At 58.3% G+C, this 21,384-nt stretch carries 21 protein-coding genes and 3 tRNA genes; 22 read left to right on the top strand and 2 right to left on the bottom strand.

Features of this window, described 5'->3' with window-relative positions; all coding sequences use genetic code 11:
* Together greA and QLG10_RS25845 are read left to right on the top strand one after the other, a co-directional pair.
* Entirely contained in the window at window positions 1-477 is a 477-nt protein-coding gene (gene greA, locus QLG10_RS25840) for a transcription elongation factor GreA (protein ID WP_032831479.1), read from the top strand.
* A 28-nt stretch (window positions 478-505) separates the two neighbouring features.
* Window positions 506-910, top strand: coding sequence for an MFS transporter (locus QLG10_RS25845; RefSeq protein ID WP_110746736.1), 405 nt, complete (start codon window positions 506-508; stop codon window positions 908-910).
* Between the two features lie 9 nt (window positions 911-919).
* Here the strand turns inward: QLG10_RS25845 and QLG10_RS25850 are convergent, their stop codons facing one another.
* Window positions 920-1,228 (bottom strand): YhbY family RNA-binding protein, encoded by a 309-nt coding sequence (locus QLG10_RS25850; RefSeq protein WP_020796529.1) that lies wholly within the window; start codon window positions 1,226-1,228, stop codon window positions 920-922.
* Between the two features lie 101 nt (window positions 1,229-1,329).
* On the opposite strand from QLG10_RS25850, the gene rlmE reads away from it, so the two are divergent.
* The 17 genes from rlmE to QLG10_RS25935 all read left to right on the top strand — a co-directional run bounded on the left by rlmE (window position 1,330) and on the right by QLG10_RS25935 (window position 17,374).
* Window positions 1,330-1,959 carry a 23S rRNA (uridine(2552)-2'-O)-methyltransferase RlmE gene (gene rlmE / locus QLG10_RS25855; RefSeq protein ID WP_008057410.1) on the top strand — a complete coding sequence of 210 codons (630 nt, stop codon included), beginning with the start codon at window positions 1,330-1,332 and terminating at the stop codon, window positions 1,957-1,959.
* 202 nt (window positions 1,960-2,161) lie between these two features.
* Entirely contained in the window at window positions 2,162-4,072 is a 1,911-nt protein-coding gene (gene ftsH, locus QLG10_RS25860; protein ID WP_046820620.1) for an ATP-dependent zinc metalloprotease FtsH, read from the top strand.
* An 8-nt stretch (window positions 4,073-4,080) separates the two neighbouring features.
* Window positions 4,081-4,932 (top strand): dihydropteroate synthase, encoded by an 852-nt coding sequence (gene folP, locus QLG10_RS25865; protein WP_282488263.1) that lies wholly within the window; start codon window positions 4,081-4,083, stop codon window positions 4,930-4,932.
* Between the two features lie 16 nt (window positions 4,933-4,948).
* Window positions 4,949-6,286, top strand: coding sequence for a phosphoglucosamine mutase (gene glmM / locus QLG10_RS25870; protein WP_282488264.1), 1,338 nt, complete (start codon window positions 4,949-4,951; stop codon window positions 6,284-6,286).
* Window positions 6,287-6,352: 66 nt separating this feature from the next.
* Window positions 6,353-7,108, top strand: coding sequence for a triose-phosphate isomerase (gene tpiA / locus QLG10_RS25875; RefSeq protein ID WP_110746741.1), 756 nt, complete (start codon window positions 6,353-6,355; stop codon window positions 7,106-7,108).
* Window positions 7,109-7,112: 4 nt separating this feature from the next.
* Complete coding sequence (gene secG, locus QLG10_RS25880) at window positions 7,113-7,496, top strand: preprotein translocase subunit SecG (protein ID WP_017336473.1); 384 nt, start codon at window positions 7,113-7,115, stop codon at window positions 7,494-7,496.
* A 22-nt stretch (window positions 7,497-7,518) separates the two neighbouring features.
* Window positions 7,519-7,604, top strand: a tRNA-Leu gene (locus QLG10_RS25885).
* A gap of 97 nt (window positions 7,605-7,701) precedes the next feature.
* Window positions 7,702-7,778: transfer RNA gene (locus QLG10_RS25890), tRNA-Met, on the top strand.
* 138 nt (window positions 7,779-7,916) lie between these two features.
* A complete protein-coding gene (gene rimP / locus QLG10_RS25895) occupies window positions 7,917-8,375 on the top strand; it encodes a ribosome maturation factor RimP (protein WP_007973115.1) in 459 nt (152 codons plus the stop codon).
* A 59-nt stretch (window positions 8,376-8,434) separates the two neighbouring features.
* Window positions 8,435-9,916: a transcription termination factor NusA gene (gene nusA / locus QLG10_RS25900; RefSeq protein WP_047537517.1), complete on the top strand. Its 1,482-nt coding sequence runs from the start codon at window positions 8,435-8,437 to the stop codon at window positions 9,914-9,916.
* A 27-nt stretch (window positions 9,917-9,943) separates the two neighbouring features.
* Window positions 9,944-12,469, top strand: coding sequence for a translation initiation factor IF-2 (gene infB / locus QLG10_RS25905; RefSeq protein WP_110746743.1), 2,526 nt, complete (start codon window positions 9,944-9,946; stop codon window positions 12,467-12,469).
* Window positions 12,470-12,628: 159 nt separating this feature from the next.
* Entirely contained in the window at window positions 12,629-13,030 is a 402-nt protein-coding gene (rbfA, locus tag QLG10_RS25910; protein WP_033039870.1) for a 30S ribosome-binding factor RbfA, read from the top strand.
* A gap of 3 nt (window positions 13,031-13,033) precedes the next feature.
* On the top strand, window positions 13,034-13,951 hold the full coding sequence (gene truB / locus QLG10_RS25915; RefSeq protein WP_020796537.1) for a tRNA pseudouridine(55) synthase TruB: 918 nt from the start codon (window positions 13,034-13,036) through the stop codon (window positions 13,949-13,951).
* Window positions 13,952-14,092: 141 nt separating this feature from the next.
* A complete protein-coding gene (gene rpsO, locus QLG10_RS25920; RefSeq protein WP_011332409.1) occupies window positions 14,093-14,362 on the top strand; it encodes a 30S ribosomal protein S15 in 270 nt (89 codons plus the stop codon).
* 209 nt (window positions 14,363-14,571) lie between these two features.
* A complete protein-coding gene (pnp, locus tag QLG10_RS25925) occupies window positions 14,572-16,677 on the top strand; it encodes a polyribonucleotide nucleotidyltransferase (protein ID WP_020796539.1) in 2,106 nt (701 codons plus the stop codon).
* A 181-nt stretch (window positions 16,678-16,858) separates the two neighbouring features.
* Window positions 16,859-16,934: transfer RNA gene (locus QLG10_RS25930), tRNA-Thr, on the top strand.
* A 134-nt stretch (window positions 16,935-17,068) separates the two neighbouring features.
* The gene (locus QLG10_RS25935; protein WP_110746745.1) at window positions 17,069-17,374 is read left to right on the top strand and encodes a DUF6388 family protein; all 306 of its coding nucleotides are present in this window, start codon (window positions 17,069-17,071) and stop codon (window positions 17,372-17,374) included.
* Between the two features lie 51 nt (window positions 17,375-17,425).
* Here QLG10_RS25935 and nadC read toward each other — a convergent pair whose 3' ends face one another.
* Window positions 17,426-18,274 carry a carboxylating nicotinate-nucleotide diphosphorylase gene (nadC, locus tag QLG10_RS25940; protein ID WP_110746747.1) on the bottom strand — a complete coding sequence of 283 codons (849 nt, stop codon included), beginning with the start codon at window positions 18,272-18,274 and terminating at the stop codon, window positions 17,426-17,428.
* Between the two features lie 241 nt (window positions 18,275-18,515).
* On the opposite strand from nadC, the gene QLG10_RS25945 reads away from it, so the two are divergent.
* The 3 genes from QLG10_RS25945 to ampE all read left to right on the top strand — a co-directional run bounded on the left by QLG10_RS25945 (window position 18,516) and on the right by ampE (window position 21,348).
* Window positions 18,516-19,892, top strand: coding sequence for a DUF1631 family protein (locus QLG10_RS25945; protein WP_282488265.1), 1,377 nt, complete (start codon window positions 18,516-18,518; stop codon window positions 19,890-19,892).
* Window positions 19,893-19,954: 62 nt separating this feature from the next.
* Window positions 19,955-20,512 (top strand): 1,6-anhydro-N-acetylmuramyl-L-alanine amidase AmpD, encoded by a 558-nt coding sequence (gene ampD, locus QLG10_RS25950; protein WP_020796543.1) that lies wholly within the window; start codon window positions 19,955-19,957, stop codon window positions 20,510-20,512.
* Entirely contained in the window at window positions 20,512-21,348 is an 837-nt protein-coding gene (gene ampE, locus QLG10_RS25955) for a regulatory signaling modulator protein AmpE (RefSeq protein ID WP_248678145.1), read from the top strand. Before ampD ends, ampE begins: the two co-directional genes overlap by 1 nt.
* Window positions 21,349-21,384: the final 36 nt, after the last annotated feature.

Genomic DNA, 21,384 nt, shown 5'->3' on the forward strand with positions numbered 1-21,384 from the left:
ATAACGAAGTACCCGATGACCGTTCAGGGCGCTCGCGCCCTGGAGGAAGAGCACGCTCACCTGACCAAAGTCGTCCGTCCAAAGCTCAGCCAGGACATCGGTACGGCCCGTGAGTTGGGTGACTTGAAGGAAAACGCCGAATACCACGCCGCTCGCGAGCAGCAGGGTATGGTCGAGGCGCGGATTCGTGACATCGAAGGCCGGATTCAGAATCAGGTCATCATTGACGTCACGACCATTCCTCACACTGGCAAGGTTATCTTCGGCACCACCGTCGAAATCGCCAACGTCGAGACTGATGAAAGCGTCACTTACCACATCGTGGGTGAGGATGAGGCTGACTTCAAACTCGGCAAGATTTCGGTCGGTTCACCCTTGGCTCGAGCCTTGATCGGCAAGGAAGAGGGTGATGTGGTCGTCGTCAAAACGCCTGGTGGCGTTATCGAGTACGAGATTGTCGAAGTCCGTCACATCTGAAGCAAGGCGCCCGCTGAATGCGGGCGCCATGCTCTGGCAACTGGCCCAGATGTTGTGGGTCGGCGGTCTGTGGCTGGTGCATCTCGGTTTGCAGCCGGTGTTGGGTCGAATTGGCCTGGCACCGTTGCTGATCGATGAGATCGCCGGCATGTTCGAGACTGTGGTGGTGGGGTTTGCCGCCGTGTGCGTGATCTTTCAGGCTTTGGTGCTGGTACAGGCTAATGGCCTTGCCAGTCTATGGCGGGATTTTCGTGGGCAGGTGCTGCTGGTCGCGTTGTGCGCCTGTGCGATGTTTGTGGCCGTGCCTATCGGCTGGCCGGATGCGCAGCGCTGGCAGGTGTTCAGCTATCTGGTCTTGGGGTTCTCGGGGCTGGTGCTGATTATGCAGCCGGTGCCCGGATGGAGTGGCAGGGTGCGCGAAGCACACCCTTGACCCTTGTCATCACTTGAAGCGATGGACGTTCGACAGCTGCTTGTTGACGCTGAAGTTCTTGCGGTAAATCAGTGCCATCTTGCCGATGACCTGTACTAGATCCGCTTTGCCAACCTTGCACAGCTCGGCAATGGATGCCAGGCGCGATTCGCGATCGAGGATATTGAGCTTGATCTTGATCAGCTCGTGATCCGCCAATGCGCGTTCAAATTCGGCTAACACACCTTCAGTCAAACCGTTGTCAGCCACAATCAAAACTGGTTTCAGATGGTGGCCAATGGATTTGTACTGTTTCTTCTGCTCTTGAGTGAGCGGCATAATCTGACCCTTTCGTCTGGATTCTGTAAAATGGCGGCCATTTTACCCGAGGGTTCGTGGATCCGCCCAACTAATCACGACCCTTATCATCGAGGTGCCCAATGGCGCGTTCCAAGACAAGCCTTGGTTGGCTGAAAAGACATGTCAATGACCCCTATGTGAAGCAGGCGCAGAAGGATGGCTACCGCTCGCGTGCGAGTTACAAGCTTCTGGAGGTCCAGGAGAAATACAAGCTGATCCGTCCGGGCATGACCGTTGTTGACCTGGGCGCGGCGCCTGGTGGCTGGTCGCAGGTCACCAGCCGGCTGATCGGTGGTCAGGGGCGCCTGATCGCCTCGGATATCCTGGAAATGGACAGCATTCCGGACGTGACTTTCATCCAGGGGGATTTCACCCAGGACGAAGTGCTAGCTCAGATCCTGGACGCCGTCGGTAATTCGCCGGTGGACCTTGTGATTTCCGATATGGCCCCCAATATGAGTGGTACGCCTGCCGTAGATATGCCCAAAGCCATGTTTCTTTGCGAGCTGGCGCTTGATCTGGCGGCTCGGATACTCAAGCCGGGTGGTAATTTCGTGATCAAGGTTTTCCAGGGTGAAGGGTTTGACGCTTACGTGAAGGACGCTCGTCAGAAATTCGACAAGGTCCAGATGATCAAGCCGGACTCTTCCCGAGGCAGTTCCCGTGAGCAATACATGCTGGCCTGGGGCTACCGCGGCCGGAGTGAATAAAGCGCGGTTTTTTTGCAGGGCAATAGGAATTTCGTATTTCGCCCTGTGGGAAATAACGAATATTGTGTAGGAAGTGTTTCACAAAGGGTTACAGACGGCGCCTGCCAGAGTTGTAGGTAATGTAGTAAGTTAGGCCGGTGAATATCATGCGAAGCGCGCGCCAACAGCGGCGCTTGCTTCAGAGGGTAGTTAATTGAACGATATGGCAAAGAATCTGATCCTGTGGTTGATCATCGCGGCAGTCCTGGTGACAGTGATGAACAACTTCTCCAGCCCTAACGAGCCGCAGACCCTCAACTATTCCGACTTCATCCAGCAGGTCAAGGATGGCAAGGTCGAGCGCGTGGCGGTTGATGGCTACGTGATTACCGGCAAGCGCAACGATGGCGACAGCTTCAAGACCATTCGTCCGGCAATCCAGGACAACGGCCTGATCGGCGACCTGGTGGATAACCACGTGGTGGTCGAAGGCAAGCAGCCTGAACAGCAAAGCATCTGGACCCAGCTCCTGGTCGCGAGCTTCCCGATCCTGGTGATCATCGCCGTGTTCATGTTCTTCATGCGCCAGATGCAGGGCGGCGCCGGTGGCAAGGGCGGGCCGATGAGCTTTGGCAAGAGCAAGGCGCGCCTGCTCTCCGAAGACCAGGTGAAAACCACCCTGGCAGACGTTGCCGGTTGCGACGAAGCCAAGGAAGAAGTCGGTGAGCTGGTCGAGTTCCTGCGTGACCCGGGCAAGTTCCAGCGCCTGGGCGGCCGCATTCCTCGCGGCGTGTTGATGGTCGGTCCTCCGGGTACCGGTAAGACCTTGCTGGCCAAGGCGATTGCCGGCGAGGCCAAGGTACCTTTCTTCACCATTTCCGGTTCCGATTTCGTCGAGATGTTCGTCGGTGTCGGTGCAAGCCGTGTTCGCGACATGTTCGAACAAGCCAAGAAACATGCTCCGTGCATCATCTTCATCGATGAAATCGACGCCGTCGGTCGCCACCGTGGTGCCGGCATGGGCGGTGGTCACGACGAACGCGAGCAGACTCTCAACCAGTTGCTGGTGGAGATGGACGGCTTCGAAATGAACGACGGCATCATCGTGATTGCCGCGACCAACCGTCCTGACGTGTTGGACCCTGCGCTGCTGCGTCCGGGTCGTTTCGACCGTCAGGTCGTGGTCGGTCTGCCGGATATCCGTGGTCGCGAACAGATTCTCAAGGTCCACATGCGCAAGGTGCCAATGGGCGATGACGTCGCTCCGGCAGTGATCGCGCGTGGTACCCCGGGTTTCTCCGGTGCCGACCTGGCCAACCTGGTCAACGAGGCGTCGTTGTTCGCCGCCCGTGCCGGCAAGCGCATCGTCGAAATGAAAGAGTTCGAACTGGCCAAGGACAAGATCATGATGGGCGCCGAGCGCAAATCCATGGTCATGTCCGAGAAAGAAAAGCAGAACACCGCTTATCACGAAGCTGGCCACGCCATTGTGGGTCGCGTCGTGCCTGAGCATGACCCGGTTTACAAGGTCTCGATCATTCCGCGCGGTCGTGCGCTGGGCGTGACCATGTTCCTGCCGGAAGAAGATCGCTACAGCCTGTCCAAGCGTGCGCTGATCAGCCAGATCTGCTCGCTGTACGGTGGCCGTATTGCTGAGGAAATGACCCTGGGCTTCGATGGCGTCACCACCGGTGCGTCCAACGACATCATGCGTGCCAGCCAGATTGCACGGAACATGGTGACCAAGTGGGGGCTTTCCGAAAAACTCGGTCCGCTGATGTACGCTGAAGAGGAAGGCGAAGTGTTCCTCGGTCGCGGCGGCGGTGGCCAGAATGCAAGTTTCTCCGGTGAGACAGCCAAGCTGATCGACTCGGAAGTGCGCAGTATCATCGACCAGTGCTACGGCACCGCCAAGCAGATCCTCACGGACAACCGTGACAAGCTCGACGCCATGGCCGATGCCCTGATGAAGTATGAAACCATCGATGCCGAGCAGATCGACGACATCATGGCGGGGCGCACGCCTCGCGAGCCTCGCGACTGGTCGGGTGGCACGGGTACCTCCGGTACGCCTCCGGCGGTGCAGGGCGAGCGTCCAGAAACACCTATCGGCGGTCCCGCTGCTGACGTTTAAGGTTTGAAATGACTTTTGTTCAGTCCTCGACCCGGTTGCCTTGCGGCAACCGGGTTCTTGATTTGTCCCAGACGCATGTCATGGGCATTCTCAATGTCACTCCCGATTCGTTCTCCGATGGTGGCAAATTCAGCCAGCTCGATGCGGCGTTGCGCCATGCGCAAGCCATGTTCGCGGCGGGCGCCACCTTGATCGATGTCGGCGGCGAATCCACTCGCCCGGGGGCCAGGGCGGTTTCACCGCTCGAAGAGCTCGAGCGCGTGGCGCCAATCGTCGAAATGATTAACCGTGAGCTGGATGTAATCATCTCGGTCGATACCTCCACGCCCGCGGTCATGCGCGAATCGGCGCGGCTGGGTGCCGGCCTGATCAATGACGTGCGTTCCTTGCGCCGCGAGGGTGCCCTGGATGCGGCGGCGGCGACCGGCTTGCCCGTTTGCCTGATGCATATGCTCGGTGAGCCGGGTGACATGCAGGACAACCCGCACTACCAGGATGTCACCCAAGAGGTGGGCGAGTTTCTGGGCGAGCGCATGGCTCAATGTGCGACGGTGGGGATTCCAGCTGAGCGGATCATTCTTGATCCAGGTTTTGGGTTCGCAAAAAATCTGCAGCACAATCTAAGCTTGTTCAAGCATATGGAAGCCTTGCATGCCTTGGGGCGCCCGTTGTTGGTTGGGGTGTCGCGAAAGAGCATGATCGGTCAAGCGTTGAGTCGCCCTGTCGGTGAGCGCCTGTATGGCGGTCTTGCCCTGGCGGCGCTGGCAACGCACAAGGGCGCGCGTATATTGCGTGTCCATGACGTAGCTGAAACAGTTGATGTGGTGAAAATGATCACTGCAGTGCAATCAGCCGAATAAGAATTATGGAGTACTCATGACAAAGAAATATTTTGGCACCGACGGCATTCGCGGTCGGGTCGGCGTTTATCCGATCACTCCTGACTTCATGCTCAAGCTGGGCTGGGCTGCCGGCATGGCGTTCCGCAAGATGGGGGCGTGCAAGGTGCTGGTCGGCAAGGACACGCGGATTTCCGGGTACATGTTCGAATCGGCGCTCGAGGCCGGGCTGACGTCGGCGGGTGCTGACGTGATGCTCCTGGGCCCGATGCCGACGCCGGCCATCGCCTACCTGACGCGTACCTTTCATGCCGAAGCCGGCATCGTGATCAGTGCTTCGCACAATCCCCATGACGACAATGGCATCAAGTTTTTCTCCGGGAAGGGCACCAAGCTTCCCGATGAGATCGAGCACATGATCGAAGAGTTGCTCGACACCCCGATGACCGTGGTTGAGTCGAGCAAGATCGGCAAAGTCTCGCGAATCAACGATGCCTCTGGTCGCTATATAGAATTCTGCAAGAGCAGCGTGCCAACCGGCACCAGCTTCTCCGGTCTGAAAATCGTCATCGATTGCGCCCATGGTGCGACGTACAAGGTGGCGCCAAGCGTATTTCGCGAGCTGGGTGCCGAGGTCGTGGTTCTGTCCGCGCACCCCAATGGCCTGAACATCAACGACAACTGCGGTTCAACCCACATGGACCAATTGCAGGCTGCCGTATTGGCCGAGCATGCCGACCTGGGTATCGCATTTGATGGTGACGGCGATCGGGTGTTGATGGTTGATCACACCGGTGCCATCGTCGATGGCGACGAGCTGCTGTTTATCATCGCTCGCGATCTGCATGAACAGGACAAGCTGCAGGGCGGTGTAGTCGGTACGTTGATGAGTAACCTGGGGTTGGAGCTCGCCCTCGCGGACCTGGCGATTCCCTTTGTGCGCGCCAACGTCGGTGACCGTTATGTGATCGCGGACCTGCTGGAGCGCAACTGGCTGGTCGGTGGCGAGAACTCGGGGCATATCGTTTGCTTCCATCACACCACGACCGGTGATGCGATCATTGCCGCGTTGCAGGTGTTGATGGCGTTGAAGACTCGTTCGCAAGGGTTGGCAGAGGCTCGTCAGGCGTTACGCAAGTGCCCTCAGGTATTGATCAATGTGCGTTTCGGTGGTGGTGCAAACCCGCTCGAGCATGCCTCGGTCAAGGAAGCCAGCGAGCGTGTCACCCAGGCCATGGCGGGTCGCGGACGCGTGCTGTTGCGCAAGTCCGGGACCGAGCCGCTGGTGCGTGTCATGGTCGAAGGCGAAGACGAAACCCTGGTTCGCGGCTACGCCGAAGAGCTGGCAAAACTGGTTACTGAAGTTTCTGCCTGAATTCGGCTTGCCAGCCTCGATTGTGTTGGGTAACATCTGCGCCCACTTTGACCGACGAGGTACAGCATGCGTCGCCCTATGGTAGCTGGTAACTGGAAGATGCACGGTACCCGCGCCAGCGTCGCTGAGCTGATCAACGGCCTACGTGACTTGGCCTTGCCGAGCGGTGTTGAAGTAGCGGTATTCCCGCCTTTGTTGCATATCAGCCAAGTGGTTGAGGGCTTGAAAGGAAAGTCGATTTCGGTCGGCGCGCAGAATTCTGCGGTGGAGTCCGGACAAGGTGCACTGACCGGTGAGGTCTCGCCTAGTCAGTTGGTGGATGCAGGTTGTTCCCTGGTGCTTGTCGGGCATTCCGAGCGCCGCCAGTTGATGGGTGAGCAGGACGGAGTGCTGATTCGCAAGTTTGCAGCGGCACAGGCAAGTGGTCTGGTTCCGGTGTTGTGCATAGGGGAAACCCTTGAGCAGCGTGAAGCCGGGAAAACCCTTGAAGTGGTCTCGCAGCAACTGGGCAGCATCATCGATGAGTTGGGTGTCGGTGTGTTTGCCAAGGCAGTGATCGCTTACGAGCCGGTCTGGGCCATTGGCACCGGGCTGACTGCTTCGCCACAACAGGCGCAGGATGTGCATGCAGCCATTCGCGCGCAGTTGGCGGCAGAGAATTCTGAGGTTGCACAAGGTGTGCGGCTTCTATACGGCGGCAGCGTGAAGGCGGCCAATGCGGTCGAACTGTTCGGCATGCCGGATATCGATGGGGGCCTCATTGGTGGGGCTTCCCTGAATGCAGATGAGTTCGGTGCGATTATTCGCGCCGCGGGAAACTGAAAAAATGCTGGAAACAGTCGTAGTCGTTTTTCATCTGCTGGGTGCATTGGGCGTAGTAGCTCTGGTTTTGCTGCAGCAGGGTAAAGGTGCGGACGCTGGCGCGTCTTTCGGAGCAGGTGCTTCAAATACTGTGTTCGGAAGCCAAGGTTCCTCTACCTTTCTTAGTAAGTTTACTGCTATACTTGCCGCAGGTTTCTTCATAACCAGCTTAGGGTTAGGTTACTTTGCTAAAGAGAAAGCTCACCAGCTGACTCAAGTAGGTTTGCCAAACCCGGCAGTGTTGGAAGTTCCAAAGCAACAACCGGCTTCTGATGATGTCCCGGTGCTTCAAGAGCAAAAGTCGGCTACTCCAGCGACTGACGTGCCTCCAGCTCAAGAGCAGAAGTAAGAAGGGTTTCAAACGTAGTATTGCCGAGGTGGTGGAATTGGTAGACACGCAACCTTGAGGTGGTTGTGCCCATAGGGTGTAGGGGTTCGAGTCCCCTTCTCGGTACCAATTAGTCAGGAGAGCCCGCTGTTGCGGGCTTTCTTGCAGGTGGAAGGTTACATTGACCCCGTCGGGGTTCGGTCGTATACTTCCGCCCCAGCTTTGTCGCGGGGTGGAGCAGTCTGGTAGCTCGTCGGGCTCATAACCCGAAGGTCGTCGGTTCAAATCCGGCCCCCGCAACCAGTTTAAGGAGCCCCTTTTAAGGGGCTTTTTGTTAGCTGGACACTTCCAACGCCGCTGTTCGACGGCGTTTCAAGGATGGGCGCTTCGCCCATTTTTTTATTTTGCATAGCATGCACATACATGCACGAGGGGGTTCAGGTGTCGAGCAAGCTAGAAGAGTTGCAGGCCTTGCTGGCCCCGGTGGTCGTGGCCCTAGGCTATGAATGCTGGGGTATCGAGTTTTCGGCTCAGGGTCGTCACTCGATGTTGCGCGTTTATATTGATAAAGAGGGCGGTGTGCTGGTGGACGATTGTGCCATCGTCAGCCGTCAGATCAGCGGTGTGCTGGATGTTGAAGATCCAATCTCCGTTGAATACACCCTCGAAGTTTCCTCGCCAGGCATGGAACGCCCGCTGTTCACTCTTGAGCAGTTTGCAAAATTTGCCGGTGAACAAGTGAAGATCAAGCTGCGCTCGCCTTTTGAAGGACGACGCAACTTTCAGGGCCTTCTGCGCGGTGTAGAAGAGCAGGACGTCGTGGTGCAGGTAGAAGACCATGAGTTCCTGTTGCCGATCGATATGATCGACAAGGCCAACATTATTCCCAGTTTTGACTGAGGCGTGCCAGATACTGCGGATCCCGCGGATCCAATGGCTTGCGAAAGGCGAGGCGTACGATGAGCAAAGAAGTACTGCTGGTTGTTGAGTCGGTATCCAATGAAAAGGGCGTACCGGCTAACGTAATTTTTGAAGCGCTGGAGCTCGCTCTGGCCACGGCTACCAAAAAGCGTTTCGAGGACGAAGTCGATCTGCGTGTGGAAATCAACCGCCACACCGGTGCTTATGAGACTTTCCGTCGCTGGACGGTCGTCGAAGAAGCAGACCTGGACGATCCGGCTATTGAAACCTGGCCAAGCAAGGTTGCCGAGACGCATCCTGGCGCCAAGGTCGGTGACGTTGTCGAAGAGAAGATCGAGTCCATCGAATTCGGCCGTATCGCTGCACAGACTGCCAAGCAAGTCATCGTGCAGAAGGTTCGCGAAGCTGAGCGCGCCCAGGTTGTCGACGCTTACCGCGAACGCCTGGGTGAAATCATCTCCGGCACCGTGAAAAAAGTCACCCGCGACAACGTGATCGTTGATCTGGGCAACAACGCCGAAGCGTTGCTGGCCCGTGAGGACATCATTTCTCGCGAAACTTTCCGGGTTGGCGTGCGCTTGCGTGCGCTGCTCAAGGAAATCCGCACCGAGAACCGCGGCCCGCAGTTGATCCTGTCGCGTACCGCGCCGGAAATGCTGATCGAGTTGTTCCGCATCGAAGTGCCGGAAATTGCTGAAGGGCTGATCGAAGTAATGGCTGCGTCCCGTGATCCGGGTTCGCGCGCCAAGATCGCCGTCCGCTCCAAGGACAAACGCATCGACCCGCAGGGCGCTTGCATCGGTATGCGCGGTTCGCGCGTCCAGGCAGTGTCGGGTGAGTTGGGCGGTGAGCGTGTGGACATCGTCCTGTGGGACGACAACCCGGCTCAGTTCGTAATCAATGCAATGTCGCCGGCTGAAGTGGCGGCAATTATCGTTGACGAAGATGCCCATGCAATGGACATCGCCGTTGGCGCAGACAATCTGGCTCAGGCCATCGGTCGCGGTGGTCAGAACGTGCGTCTGGCCAGCCAGTTGACTGGCTGGACCCTGAACGTGATGACCGAATCGGACATCCAGGCTAAACAGCAAGCAGAAACCGGCGACATCCTGCGCAACTTCATCGACGAGCTGGAAGTCGACGAAGAGCTGGCGCAGGTGCTGGTTGATGAAGGCTTCACCAGCCTGGAAGAGATTGCCTACGTACCGTTGGAAGAAATGCTCAACATCGACGGCTTTGACGAAGATATCGTCAACGAGCTTCGCGCTCGTGCCAAGGATCGTTTGTTGACCAAAGCCATCGCTACTGAGGAAAAGCTGGCAGACGCCCATCCGGCCGAAGACCTGCTCTCGCTTGAGGGTATGGACAAGGATTTGGCGATGGAACTGGCGGTGCGCGGCGTAATTACCCGCGAAGACCTGGCCGAGCAGTCTATTGACGACCTGCTCGACATCGACGGCATTGACGATGATCGTGCCGGCAAGTTGATCATGGCCGCCCGAGCCCACTGGTTCGAGTAATTAGGCGCGGCCTGAGGAGAGAAGTGCATGACGCAAGTCACGGTGAAACAACTGGCCGATGAGGTCAAAACACCGGTAGAGCGCCTGTTGCAGCAGATGCGTGAGGCAGGTCTGCCGCACACCGCCGCCGAAGAAAGTGTGACTGACAGTGAGAAGCAATCGTTGCTGACTCACTTGAAAAGCAGCCACAAGGCGAAAGTGGAAGAACCACGCAAGATTACGCTGCAGCGTAAAACCACCAGCACCCTGCGTGTTGCTGGCAGCAAAAGCATCAGCGTTGAAGTACGCAAGAAGAAAGTCTTCGTGCAGCGCAGCCCGGAAGAAATCGAAGCCGAGCGCAAGCGTGAACTGGATGAACGTCGCGCAGTAGAAAATGCTGCACGTCAGAAGGCTGAAGAAGAAGCCAAGCGCCGCGCCGAAGAAGAAGCGCGTCGCCAGCCAGCTGCTGCGCCGACCGCCCAAGCCCAACCTGCTGCAGCGCCAGCTGCGGTGGCCGAGCCTGTGCGCGAAAGCGCGCCGGTCGTGGCTGCCGCTCCGGCACCTGCAGCCGATACCCGCAAGCGCGACGAGCAGCGTCGTCCGGACAAACCACGTGCCGACGACAACAATCGTCGCGGTGGCGGCGATGGTGAGCGCAAAAACGCTCCGCATCGTGCTTCGGTCAAGGAGAAGGCGCCTGCGCCACGCGTTGCCCCACGTACTACCGACGAAGAAAGCGATGGCTTCCGTCGTGGTGGTCGCGGCAAGGCCAAGCTGAAGAAGCGCAACGCCCACGGTTTCCAGAGCCCAACCGGCCCTGTCGTGCGCGAAGTGAAGATCGGCGAGACCATCACTGTGGGCGATCTGGCCCAGCAGATGTCGGTCAAGGCTGCTGAAATCATCAAGTTCATGTTCAAACTGGGTACTCCAGCGACCATCAACCAGGTACTGGACCAGGAAACTGCCCAGTTGGTTGCCGAAGAGCTGGGCCACAAAGTGACCCTGGTCAGCGACACCGCCCTGGAAGATTCCCTGGCTGAGTCCCTGAAGTTTGAAGGTGAGGCGGTTTCCCGTGCACCGGTCGTGACCGTAATGGGCCACGTTGACCACGGTAAGACTTCCCTGCTCGACTACATCCGTCGTGCCAAGGTAGCTGCTGGCGAAGCCGGCGGTATCACCCAGCACATCGGTGCCTACCACGTTGAAACCGACCGTGGCATGGTGACGTTCCTCGACACCCCGGGTCACGCCGCGTTTACCGCAATGCGTGCCCGTGGTGCCAAGGCGACCGACATCGTGATCCTGGTAGTTGCAGCGGACGACGGCGTGATGCCACAGACCATCGAGGCTGTTCAGCACGCTCAGGCGGCTGGCGTTCCTTTGGTGGTTGCTGTGAACAAAATCGACAAGCCGGGCGCCGATCTCGATCGCATCCGTAGCGAACTGTCGGTTCACGGCGTGACCTCCGAAGAGTGGGGTGGCGACACTCCATTCGTACCGGTCTCCGCGAAGATGGGTACCGGCGTTGACGAACTGCTCGAAGCTGTCCTGTTGCAAGCCGAAGTACTGGAACTGACCGCTACTCCATCGGCTCCTGGCCGTGGTGTCGTGGTTGAATCCCGCCTCGACAAGGGCCGTGGCCCGGTTGCAACCGTTCTGGTTCAAGACGGTACCCTGCGCCAGGGCGACATGGTGCTGGTCGGTTCGAACTATGGCCGCGTACGTGCCATGCTCGACGAGAACGGCAAGCCAATCAAGGAAGCCGGTCCGGCCATCCCTGTCGAGATTCTCGGCCTGGACGGTACCCCGGACGCTGGCGACGAGATGAGCGTGGTTGCCGACGAGAAGAAAGCCCGTGAAGTGGCTCTGTTCCGTCAAGGCAAGTTCCGCGAAGTCAAGCTGGCCCGTGCTCACGCCGGCAAGCTGGAAAACATCTTCGAAAACATGGGTCAGGAAGAGAAGAAGACGCTCAACATCGTCCTCAAATCCGACGTCCGTGGTTCGTTGGAAGCGTTGAACGGTGCCCTGAACGGCCTGGGCAACGACGAAGTGCAAGTGCGCGTGGTCGGTGGCGGTGTCGGTGGTATTACCGAATCCGACGCCAACCTGGCACTGGCTTCCAACGCTGTACTGTTCGGCTTCAACGTGCGTGCCGATGCCGGCGCTCGCAAGATCGTCGAGCAGGAAGGTCTGGATATGCGTTACTACAACGTGATCTACGACATCATCGAAGACGTCAAGAAAGCCTTGACCGGTATGCTCGGCAGCGACGTTCGCGAGAACATCCTGGGCATCGCCGAAGTGCGTGACGTGTTCCGTTCGCCGAAGTTTGGCGCGATCGCCGGTTGCATGGTGATCGAAGGCGTTGTTCACCGTAACCGTCCAATCCGTGTACTGCGTGAAGACATCGTTATCTTCGAAGGCGAGCTGGAATCCCTGCGTCGCTTCAAGGATGACGCTTCCGAAGTACGTGCCGGCATGGAATGCGGTATCGGCGTGAAGAGCTACAACGACGTCAAGGTCGGTGACAAGATCGAAGTCTTCGAGAAGGTCCAGGTTGCTCGCAGCCTCTAACTCGCGCACTTCAAGAGCCGTGATGGCCAGCCGCATGCAATTGCGCGGCGCATCGCCCGGACTCTAAACGCAACGCCCGGTCTGGCTTTTGTCAGGCCGGGCGTTTGCCGCTTTCAGACCTTGCGGGTTTCACCGTGGGGCAGTAACAGGTAACAAGACATGGCAAAAGAATACAGCCGTACCCAACGTATCGGCGATCAGATGCAGCGTGAGCTGGCACAACTGATCCGTCGTGAAGTCAAAGACCCGCGCGTCGGCCTGGTCACCATTACCGCTGTGGAAGTCAGCCGTGACGTCGGTCACGCCAAGATTTTCATCACCGTGATGGGCCAGGACAGTCACGAAGAGATCGCGCAAAGCATCAAGGTGCTCAACTCCGCCGCTGGCTTCCTGCGCATGCAGCTGGCTCGCGAGATGAAGCTGCGCAGCGTTCCACAGTTGCACTTCCACTACGATGAAAGCGTCGTGCGCGGTGCGCATCTGTCGGCCTTGATCGAGCGCGCAGTGGCTGAAGACAACCAGCACTCGGTTGCGGCACAAGCCGAAGACACCAAGGAGTAATCGGTGGCTCAGGTCAAACGTATCCGTCGTAACGTCAGCGGCATCATCCTGCTCGACAAGCCGCTGGGGTTCACCTCCAACGCGGCCTTGCAGAAGGTCCGCTGGTTGCTCAACGCCGAGAAGGCCGGGCACACCGGTAGTCTCGATCCGCTGGCCACTGGCGTGTTGCCGCTGTGCTTCGGTGAGGCCACCAAGTTCTCGCAGTACCTGCTCGATTCCGACAAGGGTTACGAAACCCTCGCGCAACTGGGCAAGACCACCACCACGGCCGATGCCGAGGGCGAGGTTTTGCAGGAGCGCCCGGTGACCGTTGGTCGCGCCGATATCGAAGCTGTGTTGCCGCAATTTCGTGGGCAAATCAGTCAGATACCGCCGATGTACTCGGCTCTCAAGCGTGATGGGCAACCGTTGTACAAGCTGGCTCGTGCAGGTGAAGTAGTGGAGCGCGAACCGCGTTCTGTTACTATTACGCGCTTGGAATTGCTGGCCTTCGAAGGGGATACTGCGCGGCTTGCGGTGGATTGCACCAAAGGCACCTATATTCGCACCCTGGTGGAGGATATCGGTGAGCAACTCGGTTGTGGCGCTTACGTTGCAGAACTGCGACGTACCCAGGCCGGGCCATTCACCCTGGCGCAGACCGTGACCCTCGAAGAGCTGGAAGCGGTACATGCCGAAGGCGGCAACGAGGCGGTCGACCGCTTCCTGATGCCATCGGACAGCGGCCTGCTGGATTGGCCACTGTTGCAGTTCTCGGAAGCGAGCGCGTTCTACTGGCTCAATGGCCAGCCGGTACGCGCCCCGGATGCCCCGAAGTTCGGCATGGTACGGGTACAGGATCACAATGGTCGCTTCATCGGTATCGGTGAAGTGAGCGAAGACGGGCGCATCGCGCCGCGTCGACTGATTCGGTCAGAATGACCGGAAACCGATCTGTGTAACAGCAGGTCGGCGAGTGTGGCTGTTAGCAGGCATGGTCACTACTCATTTTTAGATACAGGGATTTGTCCCTGGCCTGTTGAAACTGTTATTGAAACAGTTTCCTGATAAAAGGATTGCCACATGGCTCTCGACGTTCAAGAAAAAGCTCAAATCGTAGCTGACTACCAGCAAGCTGTTGGTGACACTGGTTCGCCAGAAGTGCAAGTTGCACTGCTGACCGCCAACATCAACAAACTGCAAGGTCACTTCAAGGCCAACGGTAAAGATCACCACTCCCGTCGTGGTCTGATCCGCATGGTTAACCAGCGTCGTAAGCTGCTGGACTACCTGAAAGGCAAGGACGTGAGCCGTTACAGCGCTCTGATCGCTCGCCTGGGTCTGCGTCGCTAATAAGCGATTGCGCTAGAGGTTGGTTGTCTGTCGTGCGTCAGCGGGTTTCCGCCGGTGCACGGCAGGCTCCCAGCCTCAAGTTTTATCTGGATACTCGTTTTGCCTGTGCAAGAGCACTCAGGACAACCTGTCGGGCCGATTCCCGGCGTTGCCCAAGAATTTCGCAAGAACCCAGTTTCCCCAAGAGCCACAAAAGAAGGTAGGACACCGTGAACCCGGTAATCAAAAAATTCCAGTTCGGTCAGTCGACCGTTACCCTCGAGACTGGCCGTATCGCCCGTCAGGCCTCCGGCGCAGTATTGGTCACCGTTGATGACGACGTCAGCGTATTGGTGACCGTCGTTGGTGCCAAGCAAGCCGATCCAGGCAAGGGTTTCTTCCCCCTGTCTGTTCACTACCAGGAAAAGACTTACGCTGCCGGTAAGATCCCTGGCGGTTTCTTCAAGCGCGAAGGCCGTCCTTCCGAGAAAGAAACCCTGACTTCCCGACTGATCGACCGTCCGATCCGTCCGCTGTTCCCTGAAGGCTTCATGAACGAAGTGCAGGTTGTCTGCACCGTGGTTTCCACCAGCAAGAAGACCGATCCGGACATCGCTGCGATGATCGGTACCTCGGCTGCCCTGGCCATCTCCGGCATTCCTTTCGATGGCCCGATCGGCGCTGCCCGCGTTGCCTTCCACGAAAGCACCGGCTACCTGCTGAACCCGACTTACGAACAACTGAAAGCTTCGAGCCTGGACATGGTCGTTGCCGGTACTTCGGAAGCCGTCCTGATGGTTGAATCGGAAGCCAAAGAGCTGACCGAAGACCAGATGCTGGGCGCAGTATTGTTCGCCCACGACGAATTCCAGGCCGTGATCCAGGCCGTCAAGGAGCTGGCTGCCGAAGCTGCCAAGCCAACCTGGACCTGGGCTCCGCAAGCCGAAGCGACTGAACTGCTGGGTGCGATCCGCGCCGAGTTCGGCGAGGCGATCTCCCAGGCTTACACCATCACCATCAAGGCTGACCGTTACGCTCGCCTGGGTGAGCTGAAGGACCAGGTCGTCGCCAAGCTGTCCGGCGAAGAAGGCCAGCCTTCCGCCGCTGAAGTCAAAGCGGCTTTCGGTGAAATCGAATACCGCACCGTTCGCGAAAACATCGTGAACGGCAAGCCACGTATCGACGGTCGCGACACCCGTACCGTACGTCCGCTGAACATCGAAGTCGGCGTGCTGCCGAAGACTCACGGTTCGGCCCTGTTCACCCGTGGCGAAACCCAGGCCCTGGTAGTTGCGACGCTGGGTACTGCCCGTGACGCACAACTTCTGGACACCCTGGAAGGCGAGAAAAAAGACCCGTTCATGCTGCACTACAACTTCCCTCCGTTCTCGGTGGGCGAGTGTGGTCGCATGGGTGGCGCTGGTCGTCGTGAAATCGGTCACGGCCGCCTGGCCCGTCGTTCGGTTCAGGCCATGCTGCCTGCCGCTGACGTGTTCCCGTACACCATCCGCGTTGTATCGGAAATCACCGAATCCAACGGTTCGAGCTCCATGGCTTCCGTTTGCGGTGCTTCCCTGGCCCTGATGGACGCTGGCGTCCCAATGAAGGCACCGGTTGCCGGTATCGCCATGGGTCTGGTTAAAGAAGGCGAGAAATTCGCCGTCCTGACCGACATCCTGGGTGACGAAGACCACCTGGGCGACATGGACTTCAAGGTAGCCGGTACCGCCAAAGGCGTGACCGCGCTGCAGATGGACATCAAGATCAAGGGCATCACCGAAGAGATCATGGAAATCGCTCTGGGCCAAGCCCTGGAAGCGCGCCTGAACATCCTCGGCCAGATGAACCAGATCATTGGCCAGTCGCGTACCGAGCTGTCGGAGAACGCACCGACCATGATCGCGATGAAAATCGACACCGACAAAATCCGTGATGTCATCGGTAAAGGCGGCGCGACCATTCGTGCGATCTGTGAAGAGACCAAGGCTTCGATCGACATCGAAGACGATGGCTCGATCAAGATCTTCGGCGAAACCAAGGAAGCTGCAGAAGCTGCACGTCAGCGCGTCCTGGGTATCACCGCTGAAGCCGAAATCGGCAAGATCTACGTCGGTAAGGTTGAGCGCATCGTCGACTTCGGCGCATTCGTCAACATCCTGCCTGGCAAGGACGGTCTGGTTCACATTTCCATGCTGAGCGATGCTCGCGTTGAGAAAGTGACCGACATCCTGAAAGAAGGTCAGGAAGTGGAAGTGCTGGTACTGGACGTGGACAACCGCGGCCGTATCAAGCTGTCCATCAAGGACGTAGCAGCGGCGAAGGCTTCGGGCGTTTAATCACTCCCGCATCTGAGCGCTGAACAACAAAACGCCCCGACTGGTTCGGGGCGTTTTGCCATGTGCAGAAAAATCAAAGGATCGCAGCCTTATGCAGGCGCAGCAGCAGGCCGGGATCTTTTGATTTTTAACAGTGTTCGAAGTTGCCTGGCCCCATGGTCAGTGCTAGGTTTAGCCCACTGCCCGTGTAGCTCAGTCGGTAGAGCAGCGCACTCGTAACGCGAAGGTCGCAGGTTCGATTCCTGTCTCGGGCACCAGCGACACGTTGTTTTCAGATGATCCCGAATGGTTCTGAAGGCCAGAAAAGCCGGGCTTTACGCGGTTTTTTTGCGTCAGAGAGATCCTTGATGATCCAGATCCATCTTCCATTCCCCCGATCAAAGAGAACGCCATGACCGTTAAAGAACTGTCTCAAGAAGCCAGACACGAAGAAGCCCTCAAGAAATACGTGCTGGACGTGCCCCATTTGCTGGAAGAGATCAAGGACTTGCCACCCGATGATCAGAGGGACCAGATCCAGTGGGCGTTCGAGGATGAAGCCGAAGCCCAGGGCTTGCAGCCTTGGGAGTTGACGCTCAAGTACACCTCGACCCCTGAAGAATACGAGATCGAACGCCTGAAACTGCACAGGGAAGCGGCCGAAGTCTTGGGCGTCGAATGGGAAGAGTACTGCGAGATGAACAATCTGGTGGTCTGACAAAAACGCCGGCCTTCAGGAGGCCGGCGTTTTTTATTCAGCGGCGCGCGATCAGAGGCTTAATCGCATCGACAGGTCCACAGCCTTCACATCCTTGGTCATCGCCCCGATCGAAATGTAATCCACCCCGGTTTCGGCAATCGGCAGCAACGTACTTTCGTTGATCCCGCCGCTGGCCTCCAGCTTTGCCTTGCCGTTGTTCAAGCGCACGGCTTCGCGCATGTCATCCAGGCTCAGCTCATCAAGCATGATGATGTCGGCACCGGCCTCCAAGGCTTCCTTGAGTTCATCCAGGCTTTCCACTTCGACTTCTACCGGCTTGCCCGGCGCAATCTTGTGGGCGGCGGCAATGGCCTGCGGGATGCCACCGCTGGCGGCGATATGGTTTTCCTTGATCAGGAAGGCGTCATACAGGCCGATGCGATGGTTGTGGCAACCGCCACAGGTTACGGCGTACTTCTGCGCCAAACGCAGCCCTGGCAGGGTTTTGCGGGTGTCGAGCAGCTTGACTTGGGTATTGGCAACGAAGTCTGCCAACTGCTGCGCGCGAGTGGCAACGCCAGAGAGCATTTGCAGGAAGTTCAACGCGCTGCGCTCGCCCGTCAGCAGCGAGCGAGCTGGCCCTTCGAGGTGGAACAATACCTGATTGGGTTTGACCCGCTCACCATCGGCAACCTGCCAGTGCACCGCAACCCGTGGGTCGAGCTGGCGAAACACGGTATCCACCCAGGCGGTGCCGCTGATGACGGCAGCGTCGCGGGTGATGATGGTGGCTTTGGCCAGGCGTTCGGCGGGAATCAGCTGTGCGGTGATGTCGCCGCTGCCGATGTCTTCGAGCAACGCGCGGCGCACGTTGGCTTCGATTTCGGCGTTCAAGTCGGCGAGACGTAGATTCGGCATAAGGCGCTCCACAAACAAAGTGCCCCGATTATAGGGCCATGGTACTGAGCAACCCAAGGCGTCAGAACGGTTGCTGGCGTTCTGAAGCCTGCATTTGGTCGATTGCGTGTGTGATGCCCCTTGGGGTTGCCTCCTTTTCCTGCGAAGTACGCGCCGGGGTGGCGCAAGGACGCCCTTTACCTGATAATTCGCCTTGGATTTGACGTCATGGCTTTGGCGGTCTGGAATTTCAGGAGGCTGGATGCATATCGACGGGAATGTAGTGCCATTGCGCAGGGTCCCTAGTGACCAGGCGACGCAACTGCCACTCGCCCGCCTGCCTGTCATTGTGCTGCAGGTTCGCGACAAGGCGACGCAACAGCTACGGCAGGGCTTGCAGGCGCTGTTCGATAATGCCGACGATACCCTCTTCGAAATGGCCGACCGGGCACCTGACGATGTCGAGCAGAATCTTTTCTTTGAGGCGATGCGCGATTTGCGTTTGAAGCGCAAAAGTATCGAGCGGCTGTTTTTCGAGCACCTCTTCAAGGCATTCATTAACCTCGGCCAATGCGACCTCGCCTACAGGATGCTGCCTCGGTCATTGTCTCCCAATGCCAATGTTGCACCGCTTGAGGACGAGCCCGAACGCAACCTGGCTGTGCAAGCATTGGTCAACAAGGTGCTCTACCGCGACGGTTTCGCCCTTGACCAACTCACCGCCCGTCTGAGTACGTTGTTGCGAAGGACGCTGATCGAACAGCACAATCCCCTGGGTCCTACGGTGCTCTGCAAGTGCTTCCTGGCGGCCGGGCGTCACCTGGGCGTGGACATCAAGGTCAAGCTGATCATCCTCACCCTGTTTGATCGCTATGTGCTCAGTGGCGCCGGCCAGCTTTACGCCCAGGCCAACCAACTGTTGATCGCCACCGGCGTGCTGCCAGGCCTGACACCAGCCCCTGCAAGCGACACGATGGATAACAACACGGCTTCTGAGCTTGCCATGCCGGAAAGTGAGCAAGCTGACGCGCTCACCCGTGACGAACGCCGACGCAGCGAACGGCTGGAGCAGCGGATTCGTGACGCCGAAGAAAGTCACGCCCAGACCGCTTTGGCCCGCCAGCGAGTAGAGCAAGCGTTGAATCAGGCGCTGCTGGGTAAGACATTGCCGCAAAGTGTGCTGGCGTTCTTGCTCGACACTTGGAGCAAGGTATTGCTACTGACCTGCCTCAAGCGTGGCCATCTGTCACCGCAGTGGCAGGCTGACGTGCAGACCATGATGCAATTGATCTGGAGCGTCCAACGTCATGAACAGCCCGATGCTCGTGAGCATCTGTTGACGCTGGTTCCGGGGCTGTTAAAGGCATTGCGCGAAGGGCTGAGCGGCTCGGCGTTCGATCCATTTGCGACCCGTGCGTTTTTCAGCGAGCTGGAATGCTTGCACGTTCAAGTGTTCGAGCATCCAGGGCATTCGCGAGCCGATGCGACAGCGATGGTCGAGGTATTGGAGCCAATCATCCTGCCTACGGCTGAGGAAGGCCCGGTCGATACCGCACGCGTGTTCGACGATGACGTATTGTTTGAACCAGACCTGGCTTCAGTGCCGGGCAAATTGCAGTGCCTCAATCGCGTCAAATGATCGCCCCCGATGGCCTATCGCGGCATACTGGCGCCAACACAGTCGTCGTTGAAGGAACCTGTATGCAGTTGGACCCCGCCAGCGGTTGGTGCAAAGGCGTGCATTTATGCCCCTCGCCCAACTTCAATGCGCGCCCCGAGGGCGAAATTTCCCTGCTGGTGATCCACAACATCAGCCTGCCGCCAGCGCAGTTCAAGACTGGAAAGGTGCAGGAGTTTTTCCAGAACCGCCTGGATGTCACGGAGCATCCCTACTTTGAAGGGATTGCACACCTGCGGGTGTCCGCGCACTTTCTGATCGAGCGCGACGGGACCGTCACTCAGTTTGTCTCTTGCCTTGAGCGTGCCTGGCATGCGGGCGTTTCGAGTTTTGAAGGGCGGGAAACCTGTAACGATTTTTCCATAGGCATCGAACTCGAAGGTACGGATGATCTGCCGTTCGACGATGCGCAATATCGAGCGTTGACGACCCTGACCCGGCAGTTGCAATCGGCATTTGCGGCCATCACCACGCAGCGTATCTGCGGGCACAGCGATATCGCCCCTGGGCGCAAGACCGATCCGGGTCCCGCGTTCGATTGGGCACGCTATCGCGCGGCCTTGGCACAAGAGGAAGGATAATGAGTTTTCTGGTGTTGCTGTTGGCGGTATGGATCGAGAAGTTTTCGGCCCTGCGCCACCGGGTTCAGCACGACGCTGGCTGGATTCGTGAGCTGAACAAGCTTGAGCTCAGCCCGCGTCTGGTAAAGCGGCCGTGGCTGGTCCTGGCCGTGCTGGTGTTGTTTCCAGTGGCGGTGCTGGGCTTGCTGCTGGTGGTGCTCGACCCCGTAGCCTACGGTCTGTTGGCGTTGCCGGTGCATTTGCTGGTGGTGATCTACAGCCTGGGGCGTGGTGATCTGCTGGGGGAGCTAGGATCCTTTCGCGATGCCTGGCGTCGCGAAGACCTGCAAGCGGCGGCTCATGTGGCCAAGCGTGACCTGGACATCTGCGCCGACAATGCCGAGCAACTGCTGGAGCGGGTCGAAGGGCATTTGCTGTGGGAGGCCTACCAGAGCTTTTTCGCGATCATTTTCTGGTACTTCCTGCTCGGGCCGGTGGCCGCGCTGAGTTATCGATTGCTGGCGCTGGCCGAAGAACATGGGCAAAACCCTGCGGTGGTCGAGCGCGCGGCGCAACTGCGCCATGCATTCGACTGGGTGCCGGTGCGTCTGTTGGCAGCGAGCTTTGCCCTGGTCGGCAACTTTGTCGCGGTCAGCCGGGTGATGTTGCACGAACTGTTGAACTGGAACATCAGCGCTGCCCAATTGATCGAAAAGGCCGGGCTGGTAGCTGGTGAAATTCCAGCTCCGGTGGTCGGGCCCGAAGGCGTCAACAGCCTCGATCGCATCTGGGAGTTGCTGCTGCGGGCGGCAGTGCTCTGGTATGCGGGTTTTGCGTTGTGGACGGTTCTGCCGTAGGCGCTGGGTTGCCGGCGAACCAGGCGCTGCGGTGCA

The sequence above is a fragment of the Pseudomonas sp. V98_8 genome, assembly GCF_029967975.1.
Classification (GTDB): Bacteria; Pseudomonadota; Gammaproteobacteria; order Pseudomonadales; family Pseudomonadaceae; genus Aquipseudomonas; species Aquipseudomonas umsongensis.

What these genes read in the sequence shown, in the direction of transcription:
- QLG10_RS25945 (WP_282488265.1), top strand. Translation starts at nt 18,516, where the DNA reads ATGCATATCGACGGGAATGTAGTGCCATTGCGCAGGGTCCCTAGTGAC.
- secG (WP_017336473.1), top strand. Translation starts at nt 7,113, where the DNA reads ATGCTGGAAACAGTCGTAGTCGTTTTTCATCTGCTGGGTGCATTGGGC.
- rbfA (WP_033039870.1), top strand. Translation starts at nt 12,629, where the DNA reads ATGGCAAAAGAATACAGCCGTACCCAACGTATCGGCGATCAGATGCAG.
- ftsH (WP_046820620.1), top strand. Translation starts at nt 2,162, where the DNA reads ATGGCAAAGAATCTGATCCTGTGGTTGATCATCGCGGCAGTCCTGGTG.
- glmM (WP_282488264.1), top strand. Translation starts at nt 4,949, where the DNA reads ATGACAAAGAAATATTTTGGCACCGACGGCATTCGCGGTCGGGTCGGC.
- QLG10_RS25935 (WP_110746745.1), top strand. Translation starts at nt 17,069, where the DNA reads ATGACCGTTAAAGAACTGTCTCAAGAAGCCAGACACGAAGAAGCCCTC.
- rpsO (WP_011332409.1), top strand. Translation starts at nt 14,093, where the DNA reads ATGGCTCTCGACGTTCAAGAAAAAGCTCAAATCGTAGCTGACTACCAG.
- QLG10_RS25845 (WP_110746736.1), top strand. Translation starts at nt 506, where the DNA reads ATGCTCTGGCAACTGGCCCAGATGTTGTGGGTCGGCGGTCTGTGGCTG.
- nusA (WP_047537517.1), top strand. Translation starts at nt 8,435, where the DNA reads ATGAGCAAAGAAGTACTGCTGGTTGTTGAGTCGGTATCCAATGAAAAG.
- infB (WP_110746743.1), top strand. Translation starts at nt 9,944, where the DNA reads ATGACGCAAGTCACGGTGAAACAACTGGCCGATGAGGTCAAAACACCG.
- rlmE (WP_008057410.1), top strand. Translation starts at nt 1,330, where the DNA reads ATGGCGCGTTCCAAGACAAGCCTTGGTTGGCTGAAAAGACATGTCAAT.
- QLG10_RS25850 (WP_020796529.1), bottom strand. Translation starts at nt 1,228, where the DNA reads ATGCCGCTCACTCAAGAGCAGAAGAAACAGTACAAATCCATTGGCCAC.
- ampD (WP_020796543.1), top strand. Translation starts at nt 19,955, where the DNA reads ATGCAGTTGGACCCCGCCAGCGGTTGGTGCAAAGGCGTGCATTTATGC.
- folP (WP_282488263.1), top strand. Translation starts at nt 4,081, where the DNA reads ATGACTTTTGTTCAGTCCTCGACCCGGTTGCCTTGCGGCAACCGGGTT.
- nadC (WP_110746747.1), bottom strand. Translation starts at nt 18,274, where the DNA reads ATGCCGAATCTACGTCTCGCCGACTTGAACGCCGAAATCGAAGCCAAC.
- ampE (WP_248678145.1), top strand. Translation starts at nt 20,512, where the DNA reads ATGAGTTTTCTGGTGTTGCTGTTGGCGGTATGGATCGAGAAGTTTTCG.
- tpiA (WP_110746741.1), top strand. Translation starts at nt 6,353, where the DNA reads ATGCGTCGCCCTATGGTAGCTGGTAACTGGAAGATGCACGGTACCCGC.